Origin of the sequence: Pantoea sp., assembly GCF_039594315.1 — a bacterium.
In the GTDB taxonomy this organism is placed as follows: domain Bacteria; phylum Pseudomonadota; class Gammaproteobacteria; order Enterobacterales; family Enterobacteriaceae; genus Pantoea.
The window spans coordinates 1-19384 of sequence record NZ_JBCNNP010000066.1; the positions used below are offsets into that span (position 1 = coordinate 1).

The following is a 19384-nucleotide window of genomic DNA, read 5'->3' on the forward strand; positions in this document are numbered from 1 at the left end:
TGCGCCAGTGTTAATCCTTGTCTGTCCGCGTTGCCGTTAGGCGCTGAGATAAATGACAGGTATGATAATGCAATTTTCAGCCGCAAGCATGGCGAATTGAGGAGTTTATGCGCTACTGGGGAAAAGTTATTGGTCTGATGCTCGGCATATTTTCCGGGGCAGGCTTTTGGGGCATTGTACTGGGTCTGATCATTGGTCACATGTTTGACAAAGTACGTAGCGTGAAAGGACAGGGTTATTTTGCCAATAACCAGGCGCGTCAAACGCTGTTCTTCAGCACCACTTTCCAGGTGATGGGCCATTTGACCAAGTCAAAAGGGCGCGTTACTGAAGCTGATATTCAGATTGCTTCCTTATTTATGGATCGCATGCAGTTGCACGGTGATGCGCGTACCGCTGCACAACGCGCGTTTCGTGAAGGCAAGCAGAGCGACTATCCGCTGCGCAATAAACTGCGTGAGCTGCGCAGCGCCTGCTTTGGTCGTTTCGATTTGATTCGGATGTTTCTGGAAATTCAGATTCAGGCAGCGTTTGCCGATGGTTCGCTGCATCCCAACGAGCGTCAGGTGTTGTATGTGATTGCTGAAGAGCTCGGTATTTCCCGCGCGCAGTTCGATCAGTTCCTGCGCATGATGGAAGGCGGCCAGCAATTTGGCGGCGGCGGTTCATCGTATGGCGGCGGCGCGTATCAGCAGGCCAAACGTGGTCCAACGTTGGAGGATGCGTGCAGCGTGCTCGGCGTGAAAAGCAGTGATGATGGCACCACCATCAAGCGTGCCTACCGCAAGTTAATGAGCGAGCATCATCCCGATAAGTTGGTGGCAAAAGGTTTACCGCCGGAAATGATGGAGATGGCGAAACAGAAAGCGCAGGAAATTCAGGCGGCTTACGATTTGATTCGTAAGGAGAAGGGATTTAAATAGAGCGCGTTTCCCCTCACCCTAACCCTCTCCCGCCTGCGGGAGAAGGTTGGGATGAGGGACAGCACACTCCAACCCTAAAAATCTGCCGGCTGACGAAACGTCATGCTGTTGCCGAACACCGGATGGGTAATCGTTAGCGACTCGGCATGCAGTTGCAAACGCGGTGCCATCGCCAACGCCTCTTCATGCGCATAAAAGCGGTCGCCGAGAATTGGGTGGCCCAGCGCCAGCAAATGCACGCGCAACTGATGCGAACGACCGGTAATCGGCTTCAGCTGCACGCGTGCGCTGTTGCTGGCCTCGAACTCCAAAACCTGATACTCCGTTTGCGCCGCTTTGCCGTTCTCGAAACACACCATCTGCTTCGGCCGGTTCGGCCAATCGCAAATCAGCGGCAAATCAATTAACCCTTTTTCTGCCGCTGGATGTCCATAAACGCGCGCCACATAGTATTTCGATGGCTCGCGCTCACGAAACTGCCGCTTCAACTCACGTTCTGCCACCTTGTTCAACGCCACAACAATCACGCCGCTGGTGGCCATATCCAGCCGATGCACCGATTCCGCCTGCGGGAAGTCACGCTGAATGCGCGTCATCACGCTATCTTTGTGCTCCTCGAGGCGGCCCGGCACCGACAGCAACCCGCTCGGTTTATTCACCACTATAATGTGCTCGTCCTGATACAAAATATGCAGCCAGGGTTCGAGCGGCGGGTTGTAAGGTTCCATCAGCATGTTGTCGTGGTCCAGAACATTATTGGTGCGTCACAACGATCAGGCGCAGCGCATCCAGGCGCCAGCCGGCATCGCCGAGGCTGTCCAGTACCTGTTCGCGATTGCTTTCCAGCGCTTCAACTTCATCATCACGGATGTTGGGGTTGACCGCTTTCAGCGCTTCGAGACGCGACAGTTCAGCGCCAAGTTTCTCTTCGGCTTCCACTTTCGCCGCCGCGATAATCGCCTGCGCTTCCGGCACAATCACTTTTTCCGCCTGCGTCAGAATCTCGTGCACATCTTGCTGCACCGCATTCACCAGCTTGCTGCCGGTATGACGATTTACCGCATTCAGCTGGCGGTTAAAGCTTTCAAACTCGACTTTGCCCGCCAGGTTATTGCCCGCGCGATCCATCAACAAACGAACTGGCGTTGGCGGCAGGAAGCGGGTGAGTTGCAGGCTTTTCGGTGCTTGCGCTTCAACCACATAAATCATCTCGACCAGCAGTGTACCGACCGGCAGCGCCTTGTTCTTCAGCAGCGACAGCGCACAACTGCCGGTATCGCCAGAAAGAATCAGGTCAAGACCGTTAAGGATCAGCGGATGCTCCCAGGTAATGAACTGGGTATCTTCGCGTGACAGCGCCTGATTACGGTTGAAGGTGACGGTGCAGCCATCTTCCGGCAAGCCAGGGAAATCAGGTACCAACATGTGATCGGATGGCGTCAGCACGATCAAACTATCGCTACGATCTTCCTGATTGATACCGACGATATCGAACAGGTTCAGCGCAAAGTTCACCAGATCGGTGTCGTTGTCCTGCTCGCCAATGGCATTCGCTAGCGCTTGTGCCGCTTCGCCGCCGTTGGAGTTGAGTTCCAGCAGGCGATCGCGGCCCTGTTCCAGTTGGGACTTCAGCGCATCATGCTGTTTGCGGCTCTCGGCGATGAACTCATCCAAACCTTGCGGATTTTCCGGTGCGGCGAGGTACTCAATTAACTGGCTGTACTCTTTGTCATAAATCGCGCGGCCAGTTGGGCAAGTATGTTCAAACGCGTCCAGCCCTTCGTTATACCAACGCAGCAATACTGCCTGGGCGGTTTTTTCCAGCCACGGCACCAGAATCTGAATGTCATGCATCTGGCCGATACGATCAAGACGACCAATACGCTGTTCCAGCAGATCCGGGTTAAACGGCAGATCGAACATCACTAAACGGCTGGCGAACTGGAAGTTACGGCCTTCAGAACCGATTTCCGAGCACAGCAGCACTTGTGCGCCATCTTCTTCAGACGCGAAGAAGGCCGCGGCGCGGTCGCGTTCAATAATCGACAAACCTTCGTGGAACACCGCCGCACGAATACCTTCGCGTTCACGCAGCACTTGTTCCAGTTGCAACGCGGTGGCGGCTTGCGCGCAAATCACCAGCACTTTCTCTTTGCGGTTGCTGGTGAGATAACCCATCAACCATTCAACGCGCGGATCGAAGTTCCACCACGTGCCGCTGTCGCCTTCAAATTCCTGATAAATTTTCTCGGGGTACAGCATGTCGCGCGCGCGTTCTTCGGCACTTTTACGCGTACCCATGATGCCAGAGACTTTGATGGCGGTTTGATACTGCGCCGGGAGAGGCAAGCGGATCTGATGCAGTTCGCGTTTCGGGAAGCCCTTCACGCCGTTGCGGGTGTTACGGAACAACACGCGGCTGGTGCCGTGGCGATCCATCAACATTGAAACCAGTTCTTTGCGCGCATCTTCTTTGCCGTCGCGATCGCTATTGGCGACTTGCAGCAGCGGCTCGATATCTTGTTCACCGATCAAATCATTGATCAGGTTCATTTCGTCTTTGCTGATGGCGTGATCGGCCAGCAAGGAACTCACCGCATCGGCCACCGGACGAAAATTCTGCTGCTCTTCAACAAACACGCTGAAATCGTGGAAACGATTCGGATCAAGCAGGCGTAGACGGGCAAAATGGCTCTCTAAACCGAGCTGTTCTGGTGTGGCGGTCAGCAGTAATACGCCCGGCGTTTTTTCTGCCAGTTGCTCGATGACCTGATATTCGCGACTTGGTGCTTCTTCGCTCCATGCGAGGTGATGCGCTTCATCGACCACCAGCAGATCCCAATCAGCGTCGGCCAGCAATTCCAAACGCTGCTTGTTACGACGCACGAAATCCAGCGAGCAAATAATCAACTGCTCGGTTTCGAAGGCGTTATCGCTGTCGTGCTGCGCTTCGGTAAAACGGTCGTCATCAAACAGCGCAAAGCGCAGGTTGAAGCGACGCAGCATCTCCACCAGCCACTGATGTTGCAGGGTTTCCGGCACCACGATCAGTACGCGCTCGGCACGACCAGCCAGCAACTGTTGCTGGATGATCATCCCGGCTTCGATGGTTTTACCCAAACCGACTTCATCGGCCAGCAATACGCGCGGCGCATGACGACGACCGACGTCGTGGGCGATATGTAATTGGTGTGGAATCAGGTTGGTTCGCATGCCGCGCAGTCCACTGATCGGCAGGCGATATTGTTCACTGTGATATTTGCGCGCGCGGAAACGCAGCGCAAAGCGGTCCATGCGGTCGAGCTGACCGGCGAACAGGCGATCCTGCGGCTTGCTGAACACCAGCTTGCTGTCCAGCATGGTTTCACGCATGGTCACGCCAGTTTCTGCGGTATCCAGACGTGTGCCGATGTAAGTCATTAATTCGTTATCGTTGCGGACTTCATCAACGCACATCTGCCAGCCTTCGTGGCTGGTGATGGTGTCGCCCGGATTGAAAATCACACGTGTGACGGGAGAATCATTTCGGGCGTACAGGCGATTTTCGCCGGTTGCCGGAAAAAGCATGGTGATCATGCGCGTATCGATCGCCACAACCGTGCCTAATCCCAGTTCACTTTCCGTATCACTAATCCAGCGCTGACCCAGTGTAAAAACCATATATTTTTAGCTCGACTCTCTGACATGCCATAAAGAAGTTCACCTGTACTCAGGCAATACCCAACCGCCAAACGGGAGTTTGGTCAGATTGTGTGTGCGGTGAGAATCAGGAAGGGCGCTATGGTACTGGATGACAAGGCATTCGTCACCTGTCAAAAAAGCCCCAACTGCCCAGTGATCAGTGTAGCAAAGTCATCACCAACGAACGGTAAAATGCCATCAGCCACCGGTTGCAGCTGTTTGCTGACGTAATGATCGTAGTCGAGCGGGGTGATGCGCGCCTCAAGCGGTTCTGGTCCACCGGTCGCCATCACATAGCGAATCGAACCGCCATTTTGATACTGCAACGGGCGCTGTAACTTGCGGTTTTGCTCATCGGCAAGGCGCGCGGCGCGTACGTGCGGCGGCACATTGCGTTCGTAATCTTTCAACGCACGACGCAGCCGTTTTTTGTAAATCAGATGATCGTCTAATTCGCCCGCCAGTAATTTTGCCACGGTTTCACGGATGTAATCTTGCCACGGCTCACCACGGAAAATGCGGCCATACAGATTTTGCTGGAACTGCTGCGCCAGCGGCGTCCAATCCGTTCTTACCGATTCCAGCCCTTTAAACACCAAACGTTCGCTGCTATCGCTGCGAATCATCCCGGCATAACGCTTTTTGCTGCCTTGCTCGGCACCGCGGATAGTTGGCATCAGGAAACGGCAAAAGTGGGTTTCGTACTCCAGCTCCAGCGCACTGCTTAAACCATAGGTTTGTTGCAGATGCTGTTGCCACCAATCGTTCACCTGTTGCGCCAGACGCCGACCAATCGCCGCCGCATCTTCTTCACTGTGTGCGCTTTTTAGCCAGACGAACGTCGAATCGGTGTCGCCATAAATGACATCAAATCCTTCGGCTTCAATCAATTCTCGCGTCTGCTGCATGATGGCGTGGCCGCGCAGGGTGATTGATGAAGCCAGACGCGGATCGAAGAAACGGCAAGCGCTGGTGCCTAACACGCCGTAAAAGGCGTTCATGATGATCTTCAACGCCTGCGACAGCGGTTTGTTGCCGTCGCGTTTGGCCGCTTCACGTCCTTGCCAGATTTGCTCGACGATAGCGGGTAAACAGTGCGTTTCACGCGAGAAACGCGCGTTGCGGAAGCCGGGTACCGAATCGGTATCATCGGGATGCGCCAGACCTTCGACCAGGCCAACCGGATCAATCAGGAAGGTGCGAATAATTGAGGGATAGAGGCTTTTATAATCCAGCACTAGCACCGAATCGTACAAACCGGGCCGCGAATCCATCACGTAGCCGCCGGGGCTGGCTTCGGGTGCCACTTCGCCCAGATTGGGCGCGACAAATCCGGCGCGATGCATGCGCGGAATATACAGATGGCCAAAAGCCGCCACCGATCCGCCGTGGCGATCCACCGCTAAACCGTTGACCGTGGCGCGCTCCAGCAGGAACGGCATGATGGCGGTATGCTGGAAAATGCGTGTCACCAGCTCGCAATCCTTGAGATTGTATTTCGCCAGCGCCGGTTTATCGTGGGCAAAGCGCCAGTTGATCTCTTCCATGCGATCCCATGGATTGTCGATGGCTTTGCCTTCGCCGAGTAACTGGCGCGATACTGCTTCAAGGCTGAATGAGGGGAAATCCCAGAACGCGGATTTCAGCGCGTCGATACCATCAATGATCAAGCGGCCGTTAGCCTGCGCGAAGAACACGCCAGGTTTGAAACCGTGTTCGCGCCACTCCAGCGCCTGATTTTGCCGCCCCAAACGCAACGGAATCCCATAGCGATCGGCGTGTTTCTGCAACACGCGCAGATCGAATTGCACCACATTCCAGCCAATGATCACATCCGGTTCGTTGCGCGCAAACCACGCGTTAAGCTGCTCCAGCAACTGTGGACGGCTATCGACATAGATCAGCTCGAAATCCAGCGCGCTGGCATCGCCGTTTGGCGGACCCAGCATGTAAACCTGGCGCTGGCCGCAGCCCTCTAAGCCGATACAATACAGCTCGCCGTGCTGGGTAGTTTCAATATCCAGTGAAACCCATTTCAACTGCGGACGGTAATCAGGATGCGGCTTGAGACGCGCATTCACCACGCTGTCGCCGCGCACATCGCCACTAAACCACACTGGCGCGGTGATAAAGCGCTCCATCAAATAACGTTCGGGTGGACGAATATCGGCTTCGTAGACAGGAATACCGCTTTCGCGCAGGCGTTTTTCCAGATTTTGCAGTTGGCGATTGCTGTGGCAATAGAGGCCAAACACCGGACGGCGGCGAAAATCCCTGAGCTCAAGCGCTTGAACTCGCGTGTGGCGTTCATCTTTTATTAGTGCTTCGGTTTGCTCACGAAACTCCTGCGGAATAAACGCCACCGATTCCTGCGCCGGCAGCACCAGCCGCTGCGGGCCGTCGTCGGTCGCCAGCCACAGCACCACTTCGCTGCCAGTTGGCGTGTCTCGCCAGTGTCGGGTAAGCAGAAAACCTGCGCGCGGATCGGTCACGGGAACTCCAGGAAATGAATTAGTGAAAGTATATCATGGATGTTTATACAGTGCATTTGGCTGGTGAAATTGTCAGCACAATGTCAACATCCTCCTACAATTCTTGCCTTGACGGTGAGAGGCTGGCTCTGGACAATCCAGCCTCTATATTCCGCAGAGGATATTTATGGAAGCCTGGATTCAACACCTGTTTTCGCAATCGCTGGAGTACGCGCTGATCGCCGTAGCGCTAGTGACTTTCCTTGAGTCGCTGGCCTTCGTGGGATTGCTGTTGCCGGGCACGGTTTTAATGGCCAGCCTTGGGGCGCTGGTCGGCAGTGGACAAATTGGGCTTTATCCGGCGTGGGCGGCGGGCTTTGCTGGCTGCTTGATCGGTGATTGGGTTTCCTATGGCATCGGCTGGAAGTTTCAGGGGCCGCTGCATCGCTGGAAATACATTCAAAAATACAAAGGTTTGCTCGATAAAACCGAGCACGCGCTGCACGAACACAGCATGTTCACCATTCTGGTCGGCCGCTTTGTTGGACCGACGCGCCCGCTGATCCCGCTAGCCGCGGGGATGCTGGAGTTGCCGGTACGCAAGTTTCTGCCGCCAAATCTCATCGGCTGTATTCTTTGGCCGCCCGCCTATTTGATGCCGGGCATTCTGGCTGGCGTGGCGATCGATGTGCCGCAGGCCGCGCAGGGCGGCAGTTTTAAATGGCTGTTGTTGCTGGTGGCGCTGCTGGTGTGGATGGGCGGTTGGTTGATGTGGCGCTGGTGGCGCAGCGGCAAAACCCAGGATTGGGCAACCAAATATCTGCCGCTTGCGCGTCTGCGCTGGCTGGCGCCGCTGGCAGCAGCGATCGGTGTCGGCGCATTTGTCGCCATTCAGTTCCATCCGATGATGCCGATCTTCCGCCAATTGCTGTGGAAAGTGTTCTTCGCTTAACGCGCCTGCACGCCAAGGATGGCGGCGGCTGGACCTTCACCGCGCAGCAAACTCTCGGTTCTTCCATCCCAATAAATACGCCCATCGACGATCACCAAACTGCGCGCTGCGATTTGCTGCGCATCTTCCAGGCTGTGCGACACCATCAACAACGTGATATTGCGGCTTTTGCATACGGAACGCACCAGTTGCAACATCTCGCCACGTAACGCCGGATCGAGTGCCGAGAACGGTTCATCCAGCAACAAGATCGGCTGATTGCGCAGCAGGCAACGCGCCAAGGCCACGCGCTGACGTTGACCGCCTGAAAGCTGGCCCGGCAAGCGCGCCAGTAATTCCTGCAAGCCGGTTTGCTCAGCAATCTCAGCGATTTGTTGCTGCTGTTCGCCGGTTAATTTCAGACCCGGATGCAAACCCAATCCCATATTTTGTTGCACGGTAAGATGCGGGAACAGGTTGTTCTCCTGAAACAGCATCGACACCGGACGCACCGCCGGCACGCTGTGCGTGTGATCGGTGCCGTTCATGATTAGCGCACCTTGGTTGATCGGCAAAAAGCCACCGATCAGACTAAGCAGCGTACTTTTACCTGCGCCGCTTGGCCCAAGGATGGCAATGCGTTCTCCTGCCTGCGCGGCGAAACTGAAGCGCATCGGCAGATGCTGATAAAGATAGGTGAGGTTATTCAGTGTCAGCATGGCGACCCGGTAATTTTTCCATCAAGGTGAACAGCAATAAGCACAGCAGCAGCAGCAGTAGCGCGGTGACGGCACCGTCAGCGCCACGATAGGCGCCAATTTGCTGGAATAAGTAGAACGGCAGAGTACGGAAATCTGCGCTGCCAAACAGCGCCACCACGCCAAAATCGCCAATCGACAATACACAAGCGAATGCCAGCGCCTGTGCAATCGGACGTTTCAGTGCGCGCAGTTCAATTAAGCGCAAACGATTAAAGCCAATGATCCCCAGCGAAGCGCAAAGTTGGCTGTAGCGAGCGCTCACATCGCGCATTGGGTTCTCCAGTACTTTCATCGCGTAGGGAATAGCAATCAGCGCGTTGGTGAAGATCACTAAACCATCGGCGCGCTGCGGCAGGCCAACGGTGGCGTTGAATAGCAGGAAGAAGCCGCTTGCCAACACAATCCCTGGCATCGCCAGAATCAACATGCCGCTGAGTTCCATCGTTTGTGCGGCAATGCTGCGCTGGCGTTGACGCAGCTCACGACTGCTCCACAGCAGCATCATGGTCAACACCACGCAAAGCACACCGGCTCCGATGGCAATACGCAGTGAGGTCAATGTGGCTTGCCACAGCGCCGCTTGTTGTAGCGCACCGGCCACACCACCGCGCAGGCCATCAACCATCACGGCGAATAACGGCGGCAACAGCAGCAGCAACGCGAAGCCAATCAATAAAATATCGCTGATGCGTGCAGTCCACGAATCTTGCGGATCGCGCCAGCCGCGAATACTTTGGCTACCAGTGGGAATGGCTTTGCTAAAGCGCTGACTCAAAAGCACCAGCAGCAAACAGCAGCCGAGTTGCAACAGCGCCAGCAAGGCAGCGCGGCCCGGATCGTAATCGAAATTCAGTGCCTGATAAATGGCCAGCTCCAGCGTTGTCGCCTGCGGGCCGCCGCCTAAGGCCAGCACCGTGGCGAAGCTGGCGAAGCACAGCATAAATATCAGCGCGGCGGTTGGCAGAATCTGTCGGCGCAGCCACGGCCACTCCAGCCAGCGAAACAGATTCCAGCCGCGCAAACCAAGCTGTGCGGCTAGCTGGCGTTGTTCACCGGGAATGCTTTCCAGTGCTTGCAACAGCATGCGCGTTGCCAGCGGCAGGTTGAAAAACACGTGTGCCAGCAGAATCCCTTGCAGGCCGTACGGCGAGAAGTGGTAGTCGAATCCCAACAGAGCAAGCAGTTGCGCTAACCAGCCGCTGCGGCCATACACGCTCAGCAAGCCAAACACCGCCACCAACACCGGCAGCACCAGCGTCATAGCGCACAGACGTAGTAGCAAATTACGGCCCGGAAAACGGCGGCGATACAAGGCGCGCGCCAGCAAAATCGCGGGCAGCACTGATAACAGCGCCGACAGTAAAGCCTGCTCAAAAGAGAACACCAACACATGATGCAGATAACTGTCAGCGAGCAAGGCGCGCCAATCCGTAACCGGCGCCACCATCACTAAAGCACCAAACGCCAGCAGCGCCACCGCGCTGAGTAACAGCGCTACGACGCTACCAGGAATTAACCAACCCGGCATTAGCGACTAACGGCTTGTTGCCAGGCGCTAATCCACGCGGCACGGTGATCGGCAACTTCAGCAGGCGTATATTGCAGCGCATTGGCCGGAACCGGCAGTGATTGATAGCCAGTAGGCAGATCGCTGGCGATCACCGGATACATCCAGTTGCCAGTAGGAATGGTCTGTTGGAAGGCCGGTGACACCATAAACTGCATGAACTGCTGCGCCAATTTTGGCTGCTTGCTGCTGGCGAGTTGGGCGGCAACTTCCACTTGCAAATAGTGGCCTTCGCTAAAGGTTGCGGCCGCGTAGTTGTCTTTTTTTTCTTCGATGATGTGATAAGCCGGAGAAGTGGTGTAACTCAACACCAGATCGCCTTCGCCTTTGAGGAACAGGCCGTAGGCTTCGCTCCAGCCTTTAGTCACGGTGACGGTTTTGTTTGCCAGTTTCTGCCACGCTGCGGGCGCGTTGTCACCATAGACTTTCTGCATCCACAGCAGCAAGCCGAGGCCAGGCGTGCTGGTACGCGGATCTTCGTAGATCACGCGCCATTTTTCTGGGCTTTCGACCAACTCTTTCAGGCTTTTCGGTGGATTTTTCAGTTTGTTTTTATCGTAGACGAAGGCGAAGTAGCCGTAATCGAACGGCACGAAGGTATCGTTATGCCAGCCATCCGGCAGTTTCAAGTTGCTGGTATCGACGCTGCTTTTGGCAAACAAACCGGTTTTCTCCGCGGCTTGTACCAGATTGTTATCGAGGCCGAGCACCACATCGGCTTTGCTGTTTTTACCTTCCATACGCACACGATTGAGCAGAGAAACGCCATCTTCCAGCGCCACATATTTCAGTTCGCAGCCACATTGCGCTTCAAAAGCTTTTTTCACCGCCGGGCCTGGGCCCCAATCGGCAGAAAACGAGTCGTAGGTGTAAACGGTGAGAACCGGTTTGGCAGCAAAAGCCGGTGCAGCAACCAGCAGCAACACAGGCAGAACTTTGTTTAACACTTTGCGCTCCTTGAGGAGAAGATAAGGTTGAGTCGCAAAGGATCTGAGGAGAAAGACATCTCAAATCCCTACGCCGGTATTAACCGGATCAGGTTCGACGGGTTTATCTCAGCCCAAAAAATCTGGGCACCCCGTTGAGAACGGCTCATTCTAGACATTTATATGACAGCGCGAAAGGATCACAGCTCCGGTGGCGCGAACCAGGCGGATTTAAAGTCAAACCAACCCAAAGTATTGAGGCGCACGCCGCGCATGCTGCGTTGACCTTCCAGCAGCAGCCAATGATGGAATAGCGGATGTAAATAATCGCTGTCGATCAGTTGCTTGCTCCACTCTGCCAGCGGCAAGTTTTTTTGTCGCCAGCGCGTGGCATCGGCTTGCCAGTCAATCGGGATGCAGTGATGCATCAGCGGTAATTCAAACAGTTGGGCGAACAGTGCGTACTCCAACGGCAAGGTAAAATTGACGCTACCGAGCCAAATATCGCTTTCACCCTGGCCTTCGAACCACTCTTCGTAACTCACTTCGCGGGTAATCAGCTCAACACCTTGCTGCGCCAGCAACGGGCGTAACGCGTTGGCAATACCTTCATGCTCAACGTGATGGCTGTACCAGCTGATGGTCAGTTGGGTTAATCCTGCTGGCTTTTGCACAGCGGTAATATCGCGCCGGTGATGCCAGCGCGGCAGCAGGCCATAAGCCGGGAACCAGTAACGTTGATAGCCAACGCCTGCATGATTGAGCAGGGCGATCGGGTTAAACAGATAGCTCACCCAGCGGCGAAAATGCGCATCGCGGCCATGTTCAGAACGCTGATCGTACAGCAAGAAATAGCAGCCTTCTTCCAGGCGGCTCTCTTCCGATTTCTCATCAGCGGTTTCGCCCTGAAGTTTCACTCCGGCATACACCAGTTCATCGCTGATCTCTGGCAATACCCAAATCGCCACATCATCAATCAGCGCGCGATAGCCAAAATAATCATCAAAAGCGGCAATTTTTAGCTGCGTTTGCTGATTGCGCACTACGCTGTACGGGCCGGTGCCAATCGGCTGGCGGGCGAACTGGCGCAGCGTTGGCCATTCGCGCGGCAGGATCATCGCACTGACGCTGGCCAGCAGCCACGGCAACCAATCGTCGGGTTGGCTGAGGTGAATGTCTAACGTCCACGGCGCGGGAGAGTGTAGTTTTTCAATGTGTGAAAACAGCGGTTGGCTACGCATGCGTTCCAGCGAGGCAATCACATCATCCATTTCCAATTCGCGACCATGATGGAAACGAATCGCCGGACGTAGGAAGAAACGCCAGTGCAGCGGCGAGGTTTGCTGCCAGTGATGTGCGATATCGGGTTCGATTTCCCCCTTTTCCTCATTTATACGCATCAGGCCATTGAAAATTTGCCGTGCAAGATGGGTTTCTGAGCGGCGCAACGGCGAGCCGGGCAGCAAATTGGGTAGCGGACGATAATAGAGCAGGCGCAGGATGTGTTTACCCTGGCGAAAACTGCGGCCTAAATGCGCGGCAATCATTTGCCGTACCTGATTCTTATCGCCGACTAGCTGGACTAACTGTTCGATGCGATCCTGATCGAGCAGATCCTCCGCTCGCTGCTGCTGTAGCGCCAGTCCGGTGTAGCAGAAACTCAGCGTCGAGCGCTTGCCGCGCCCGGCTTCCGCCTGCCAAATCAACCATCCCTCATACTGCATCGCATTAAGCAGGTTACGCATGTGACGACGCGAACAATGCAGCAGATCGGCCAGATCATTTAAGGTGGTTTCCTGATCCTGACCCTGACAGCTTTGCCATAAGCGGATGAATTGCTGCTGCAAACGTGAAGAGGACATAAAAGGGGAACTCCTTCTCAGAATCGCTCAGTTTTTCCTGCCTCATATTAAAGGCATACTGGCTGGCAATGGAAGAGCGGGAGGCATTCAGCAATGAATGGCGCTCTGCCAGCGGTTCCGCTCGCGTGGGACCTCTTTCTGAGTAGGGTGCATTTTCACCGCCAGCAGTGCTTTATCTGCTGGCTTTTTTCGTTTTGCTGTAGAATCTTCTACCCTCATTTCTCGGCCCCATTTTTATCCGCAAAGGGATTTCGCATGAAATCGCTGTTGATGCGCAAGCGTCGCCCCAATCCGGTTTATCTCTCATTTATGGCCGTGTCGTTTATGACTGGCGTGGCCGGTGCGCTGCAAGCACCAACGCTGAGTCTGTTTCTGACACGTGAAGTGCAGGTCAGCCCTTTTTGGGTGGGTTTGTTCTTTACCATCAATGCCATCGCCGGCATCGTCATTAGCTTGTTGATGGCCAAACGTTCTGATAATCAGGGCGATCGCCGCAACCTGATCCTTTTCTGCTGCCTGATGGCGACCATCAATGCGCTGCTGTTTGCCTTTAATCGCCATTATTTAACCTTGGTGACGTTGGGCGTGTTTTTGTCTGCGCTGGCGAGCGTGTCGATTCCGCAGGTATTTGCGCTCGCACGCGAATATGCCGATCAGTCGTCGCGCGAAGTGGTGATGTTCAGTTCGGTGATGCGTGCGCAACTGTCGCTGGCGTGGGTGATTGGGCCGCCGCTCTCTTTTGCACTGGCGCTCAATTACGGCTTTGTCACGCTGTTCTGTGTGGCGGCGGCAATCTTCCTGCTGAGTATGTTGCTGATATGGCGCACTTTACCGTCGGTGCCGCGCGTAGTGGCCTCGCCGGAGCAAGTGCTCACACAACTAAGCCCATGGAAGGATAGCCAGGTGCGCTTGCTGTTTATCGCATCTGTGACGATGTGGGCATGCAACACCATGTATATCATTGATATGCCGCTGTATATCAGCACCACGCTCGGCTTGCCGGAAAAGCTGGCGGGTTTGCTGATGGGAACGGCGGCCGGATTAGAAATCCCGATCATGCTGCTGGCGGGTCATTACGCGCGCCGCTTTGGTAAACGTAAATTGATGCTGCTGGCGCTGGTGGCGGCGATTGTGTTTTATTTCGGCCTGGTGATGTTCCAGTCGCGCACTGCGTTGATGGTGCTGCAACTGTTTAACGCGGCCTTTATTGGCATCATCGCCGGGATTGGCATGTTGTGGTTCCAGGATCTGATGCCGGGACGTGCAGGTGCAGCAACCACATTGTTCACCACTTCAATTTCCACCGGCATGATCATCGCGGGCATTATTCAGGGCACCATGAGTGAGCGCTTTGGTCATGAATCAGTCTATTGGCTGGCGTTGGGATTAGCGGTGTTGGCGTTGGGATTGGCGTCACGCGTGCGCGATGTGCGGGAGAGTTAGAAAAGAGAAGGGCGACATGATGTCGCCCTTTTTGCCTAGCGTAAGAACGCTGGCTGGTTGCTCTCGTAGCTGGAAATTGACGCTTCGTGTTGCAGCGTCAAGCCAATGCTGTCGAGGCCGTTGATCATGCAATGACGGCGGAAGCTGTCGATTTCAAAACTGTAAGTTTTGTCACCGGCTGTCACGGTTTGCGCTTCCAAATCCACGGTGAAGCTGATGCCCGGTTGCGCGGCCACCAGTTTGAACATCTCATCCACTTCTGAGTCGCTGAGTTTTACCGGCAGCAGCTGGTTGTTGAAGCTGTTGCCGTAAAAGATGTCGGCGAAGCTTGGCGCGATTACCACGTGGAAGCCGAAGTCAGTCAGCGCCCAAGGTGCGTGCTCACGCGATGAGCCGCAACCGAAGTTCTCACGCGCCAGCAAAATGCTGGTGCCTTTGAATTCAGGTTTGTTCAGTACAAAGCTGGCGGTTGGTTTGGTGCCGGCATCGTCATCGAAACGCCAGTCGTGGAACAGGTGCGCACCAAAACCGGTACGCGTCACTTTCTGTAAAAACTGCTTTGGAATAATCGCATCGGTATCAACGTTAGCCGCATCCAATGGCGCCACGATGCCGCTGTGTTGAGTAAATTTGTTCGCCATGGTTTACGCTCCCTGAGTCAATTCACGAATGTCGGCAAAACGACCAGTTACTGCCGCAGCGGCGGCCATTGCTGGGCTGACGAGGTGAGTACGTCCACCACGGCCCTGACGACCTTCAAAGTTACGGTTGCTGGTGGAGGCGCAACGCTCGCCCGGATTCAAGCGATCGTTGTTCATCGCAAGGCACATTGAGCAACCCGGCAAACGCCATTCGAAGCCTGCTTCGAGGAAGATTTTATCCAGACCTTCCGCTTCCGCTTGCGCTTTCACCGGACCTGAACCCGGCACCACCATCGCTACCACGCCTGGCGCAACTTTGCGGCCTTTAGCGATGGCCGCGGCAGCGCGCAGATCTTCGATACGTGAGTTGGTGCAAGAACCGATAAACACTTTATCGATCGCCACGTCAGTCAACTTGATGCCCGGCTGCAAATCCATATACGCCAGCGCTTTTTCCGCCGAGGCACGTTCAACCGGGTCGGCAAACGATTGTGGATTCGGGATAGCTTGATCCACCGCCATCACCTGGCCTGGATTGGTGCCCCAAGTCACTTGTGGCGCGATATCCGCAGCATTCAAGGTCACGATGGTATCGAACTTAGCATCGCTGTCGGATTTCATGGTGCGCCAGTAAGCCACCGCTTGATCCCATTGCTCGCCCTTCGGCGCGAATTGCTTGTCTTTCAGGTATGCGAAGGTGATGTCATCTGGCGCAACCAAGCCCGCTTTTGCACCCATTTCAATCGCCATGTTGCACAGCGTCATACGGCCTTCCATGCTCAGTGCTTCAATCGCTGGGCCACAGAATTCAACCACGTGCCCAGTCCCGCCTGCACTGCCGGTTTTACCGATGATCGCCAACACGATGTCTTTGGCAGTGATGCCCGGCGCAGCTTCGCCCAGCACTTCAATCTTCATGGTTTTCGCGCGGCCCTGCTTCAGGGTCTGCGTGGCAAACACATGCTCAACTTCAGAAGTACCGATACCGAACGCCAGTGAACCAAACGCACCGTGCGTGGCGGTGTGGGAATCGCCGCAGACGATGGTCATGCCCGGCAACGTCATGCCTTGCTCTGGCCCAATCACGTGCACGATGCCCTGGAACGGGTGATTCAGGTCATACAGCTGAATGCCAAACTCTTCACAGTTCTTCATCAGCTCTTGCATCTGAATGCGCGCCATTTCGCCCGACGCATTGATATCTTTGGTCTGGGTCGAAACGTTGTGGTCCATGGTGGCAAACGTCTTCGACGGCTGGCGCACCTGGCGACCGTGGGCACGCAGACCATCAAAGGCCTGAGGCGAGGTCACTTCATGGATCAAGTGGCGATCGATATACAGTAACGGCGTTTCGTTAGGTGCTTCGTGGACGACATGTGCATCAAATAACTTCTGGTATAAGCTTTTCATTTTATTATTTTTCCTCAGCGATGAATCCGGCAATGATGCTGCCCATCTCATCGGTGCTAACGGCTTTGCCGCCACCGGCCAAATCACGGGTACGATATCCCGCTTCCAGCGCACGGCTCACGGCGCGTTCAATGCTCGCGGCTGCATCATCTGCATTCAGGCTGTAACGCAGTAACAGTGACAGCGACAGAATCTGCGCAATTGGGTTGGCAATGTTCTGACCGGCGATATCTGGCGCGGAGCCGCCTGCTGGTTCAAACAAACCAAAACCTTCTTCATTCAGGCTAGCAGAAGGCAACAAGCCCATTGAACCGGTGATCATCGCGCATTCATCCGACAGGATGTCGCCAAACAGATTAGAACAGAGTAAGACGTCAAATTGAGACGGATCTTTAATCAGCTGCATAGTGGCGTTATCGATGTACATGTGGCTCAACTGCACATCCGGATAATCTTTTGCTACTTCGTTGACGATTTCGCGCCACATCACGGAAGTCTGCAATACGTTAGCTTTATCAATTGAGGTCACGATGTTGCGACGTTTACGCGCTGATTCGAAGGCAATGCGCGCAATGCGTTCGATTTCGAAACGGTGATATACCTCGGTATCGAAAGCACGTTCGTGTGGGCCGCTGCCTTCACGACCTTTCGGTTGGCCGAAGTAGATACCGCCAGTCAGTTCACGTACGCACAGGATGTCGAAGCCACGCTCGGCGATATCGCTGCGCAACGGGCAGAAAGCTTCCAAACCTTTATACAGCGCAGCAGGGCGCAGGTTGCTGAACAGCTTGAAGTGCTTACGCAGCGGCAACAACGCGCCACGCTCTGGCTGTTGTGCCGGTGGCAGATGTTCCCATTTTGGACCGCCTACCGAGCCAAACAGAATCGCATCCGCTTGCTCTGCACCTGCAACGGTGGCTGGCGGCAGCGGTTCACCATGACGATCGATGGCGATACCGCCAACATCATATTCGCTGGTGGTAATACGCATATCGAAACGCGTACGAATGGCGTCGAGAACTTTCATGGCCTGCGCCATCACTTCTGGGCCAATTCCGTCGCCTGGCAATACCGCGATATGAGAAGACTTAGACATAGTTACACCGTTTCCTTCTGATCTTTAAATTTACGCTGCAATTCTTTTTCGACCTGCTTGGCGCGCCAAATGTTGTTCAGGGCGTTAACCATCGCCTTCGCAGAGGATTCAACGATATCGGTCGCCAGACCAACGCCGTGGAACTTACGGCCGTTGTAGTTGACCACGATATCCACCTGACCCAGCGCATTCTCGCCGTGGCCTTTGGCGGTCAATTTGTAATTCACCAGCTCGGCTTCAAAGCCGGTAATGCGGTTGATGGCTTGATAAACCGCGTCGACCGGGCCGTTGCCGGTTGCTGCATCGGCTTTGGTCTCTTCACCACAGCCTAATTGCACCGATGCGGTGGCCGTAACGCTGGAACCGGTCTGCACGTTGAATTCGTTCAGCTGGAAATATTCCGGCTCTTCATTCTGTTTGTTGATGAAGGCCAACGCTTCCAGATCGTAATCGAACACCTGGCCTTTTTTGTCAGCCAGTTTCAGGAATGCGTCGTACAAGGTATCCAGGTTGTAGTCGGTTTCTTTGTAGCCCATCTCTTCCATGCGGTGTTTTACCGCTGCACGGCCTGAGCGTGACGTCAGGTTCAGCTGGATTTTGTGCAGGCCGATCGATTCTGGCGTCAGGATTTCGTAGTTTTCGCGATTTTTTAACACGCCATCCTGATGGATACCGGATGAGTGAGCGAAGGCGTTGGAACCCACCACTGCTTTGTTGGCTGGAATCGGCATATTGCAGATTTGGCTAACGGTTTGGCTGGTGCGGTAGATTTCCTGATGATTGATATTGGTGTGGACGTTCATGATTTGTTGGCGAGTTTTAATCGCCATAATCACTTCTTCCAACGCACAGTTACCGGCGCGCTCACCCAAACCATTCAATGTACCTTCAACCTGACGCGCACCGGCCAAAACTGCCGCGATAGCGTTGCCGGTCGCCATGCCCAAATCGTCGTGGGTATGAACAGACAAAATGGCTTTATCGATATTTGGCACGCGCGCCACCAATTGGCCGATGATATTGGCGTATTCGCCCGGCAAGGTGTAACCCACGGTGTCTGGAATATTAATGGTGGTGGCGCCAGCATTGATGGCGGCTTCAACCATGCGGCACAGATCGTCGATTGGCGTACGGCCACCATCTTCGCAAGAGAATTCAACATCATCAGTGTAATTGCGAGCGCGTTTAATCATGTGCACCGCGCGCTCAATCACTTCTGGCAACGTACTGCGCAATTTGGTCGCAATGTGCATGGGTGACGTGGCGATGAAGGTATGGATACGGAAGGCTTCAGCAACACGCAGTGATTCGTAAGCGGCGTCAATGTCCTTCTCAACGCAACGCGCCAGTCCGCAGACTCGGCTGTTTTTAATGGTACGAGCGATGGTTTGTACGGATTCAAAATCGCCTGGAGAGGAAACGGGGAAGCCCACTTCCATCACATCCACGCCCATACGTTCCAACGCCAGAGCGATTTGCAGTTTTTCTTTAACACTCAGGCTGGCCTGTAATGCCTGTTCGCCATCACGCAGAGTGGTATCGAAAATAATAACTTGCTGGCTCATCGTAATCTTCCTTATGCATTAACTTTGCCGGTGCTACGAGCATAAAAAAACCCGCGCATTGGCGCGGGTTTCTTAAACTTCAGCAGGTTCGAATCAGTTGTTGATTC

General features: G+C 54.7%; 14 protein-coding genes and 1 riboswitch. Of the genes, 3 read left to right on the forward strand and 11 right to left on the reverse strand.

Annotated elements, in window-relative coordinates; genetic code table 11:
- Window positions 1-107: 107 nt before the first annotated feature.
- A complete protein-coding gene (gene djlA / locus ABDW13_RS21270; RefSeq protein ID WP_343554520.1) occupies window positions 108-923 on the forward strand; it encodes a co-chaperone DjlA in 816 nt (271 codons plus the stop codon).
- Between the two features lie 74 nt (window positions 924-997).
- Here djlA and rluA read toward each other — a convergent pair whose 3' ends face one another.
- The 3 genes from rluA to polB form a co-directional block, all read right to left on the reverse strand.
- Complete coding sequence (rluA, locus tag ABDW13_RS21275; RefSeq protein WP_343554521.1) at window positions 998-1657, reverse strand: bifunctional tRNA pseudouridine(32) synthase/23S rRNA pseudouridine(746) synthase RluA; 660 nt, start codon at window positions 1655-1657, stop codon at window positions 998-1000.
- A gap of 19 nt (window positions 1658-1676) precedes the next feature.
- Window positions 1677-4583: an RNA polymerase-associated protein RapA gene (gene rapA / locus ABDW13_RS21280; protein ID WP_343554522.1), complete on the reverse strand. Its 2907-nt coding sequence runs from the start codon at window positions 4581-4583 to the stop codon at window positions 1677-1679.
- A gap of 152 nt (window positions 4584-4735) precedes the next feature.
- Complete coding sequence (polB, locus tag ABDW13_RS21285; RefSeq protein ID WP_343554523.1) at window positions 4736-7096, reverse strand: DNA polymerase II; 2361 nt, start codon at window positions 7094-7096, stop codon at window positions 4736-4738.
- Between the two features lie 166 nt (window positions 7097-7262).
- On the opposite strand from polB, the gene ABDW13_RS21290 reads away from it, so the two are divergent.
- Complete coding sequence (locus ABDW13_RS21290; protein ID WP_343554524.1) at window positions 7263-8027, forward strand: DedA family protein; 765 nt, start codon at window positions 7263-7265, stop codon at window positions 8025-8027.
- Here the strand turns inward: ABDW13_RS21290 and thiQ are convergent.
- From thiQ to sgrR, 4 genes are all read right to left on the reverse strand, one after another.
- Window positions 8024-8725 carry a thiamine ABC transporter ATP-binding protein ThiQ gene (gene thiQ / locus ABDW13_RS21295; RefSeq protein ID WP_343554525.1) on the reverse strand — a complete coding sequence of 234 codons (702 nt, stop codon included), beginning with the start codon at window positions 8723-8725 and terminating at the stop codon, window positions 8024-8026. The two genes, ABDW13_RS21290 and thiQ, sit on opposite strands and share 4 nt — an antisense overlap.
- Window positions 8709-10295: a thiamine/thiamine pyrophosphate ABC transporter permease ThiP gene (gene thiP, locus ABDW13_RS21300; protein ID WP_343554526.1), complete on the reverse strand. Its 1587-nt coding sequence runs from the start codon at window positions 10293-10295 to the stop codon at window positions 8709-8711. Before thiP ends, thiQ begins: the two co-directional genes overlap by 17 nt.
- On the reverse strand, window positions 10295-11281 hold the full coding sequence (gene thiB / locus ABDW13_RS21305; protein WP_343554527.1) for a thiamine ABC transporter substrate binding subunit: 987 nt from the start codon (window positions 11279-11281) through the stop codon (window positions 10295-10297). The genes thiP and thiB overlap by 1 nt, the downstream gene beginning before the upstream one ends.
- A 47-nt stretch (window positions 11282-11328) precedes the next feature.
- Window positions 11329-11425: riboswitch (TPP riboswitch) on the reverse strand.
- A 35-nt stretch (window positions 11426-11460) separates the two neighbouring features.
- Complete coding sequence (gene sgrR / locus ABDW13_RS21310) at window positions 11461-13122, reverse strand: HTH-type transcriptional regulator SgrR (protein WP_343554528.1); 1662 nt, start codon at window positions 13120-13122, stop codon at window positions 11461-11463.
- Between the two features lie 255 nt (window positions 13123-13377).
- Between sgrR and ABDW13_RS21315 the strand changes: the two genes are divergently transcribed.
- Window positions 13378-14565 (forward strand): MFS transporter, encoded by a 1188-nt coding sequence (locus tag ABDW13_RS21315; protein WP_343554529.1) that lies wholly within the window; start codon window positions 13378-13380, stop codon window positions 14563-14565.
- Between the two features lie 35 nt (window positions 14566-14600).
- On the opposite strand, the gene leuD is transcribed toward ABDW13_RS21315, so the two are convergent.
- Genes leuD through leuA form a run of 4 tightly spaced genes read right to left on the reverse strand, consistent with a single transcriptional unit; the run spans window position 14601 to window position 19277 of the window.
- Window positions 14601-15206, reverse strand: coding sequence for a 3-isopropylmalate dehydratase small subunit (leuD, locus tag ABDW13_RS21320; RefSeq protein WP_343554530.1), 606 nt, complete (start codon window positions 15204-15206; stop codon window positions 14601-14603).
- 3 nt (window positions 15207-15209) lie between these two features.
- Window positions 15210-16616, reverse strand: coding sequence for a 3-isopropylmalate dehydratase large subunit (gene leuC / locus ABDW13_RS21325; protein ID WP_343554531.1), 1407 nt, complete (start codon window positions 16614-16616; stop codon window positions 15210-15212).
- A 4-nt stretch (window positions 16617-16620) separates the two neighbouring features.
- The gene (gene leuB, locus ABDW13_RS21330) at window positions 16621-17712 is read right to left on the reverse strand and encodes a 3-isopropylmalate dehydrogenase (protein ID WP_343554532.1); all 1092 of its coding nucleotides are present in this window, start codon (window positions 17710-17712) and stop codon (window positions 16621-16623) included.
- Window positions 17713-17714: 2 nt separating this feature from the next.
- Window positions 17715-19277, reverse strand: a complete 1563-nt coding sequence (gene leuA / locus ABDW13_RS21335) for a 2-isopropylmalate synthase (RefSeq protein WP_343554533.1) — start codon at window positions 19275-19277, stop codon at window positions 17715-17717.
- Between the last annotated feature and the right edge of the window lie 107 nt (window positions 19278-19384).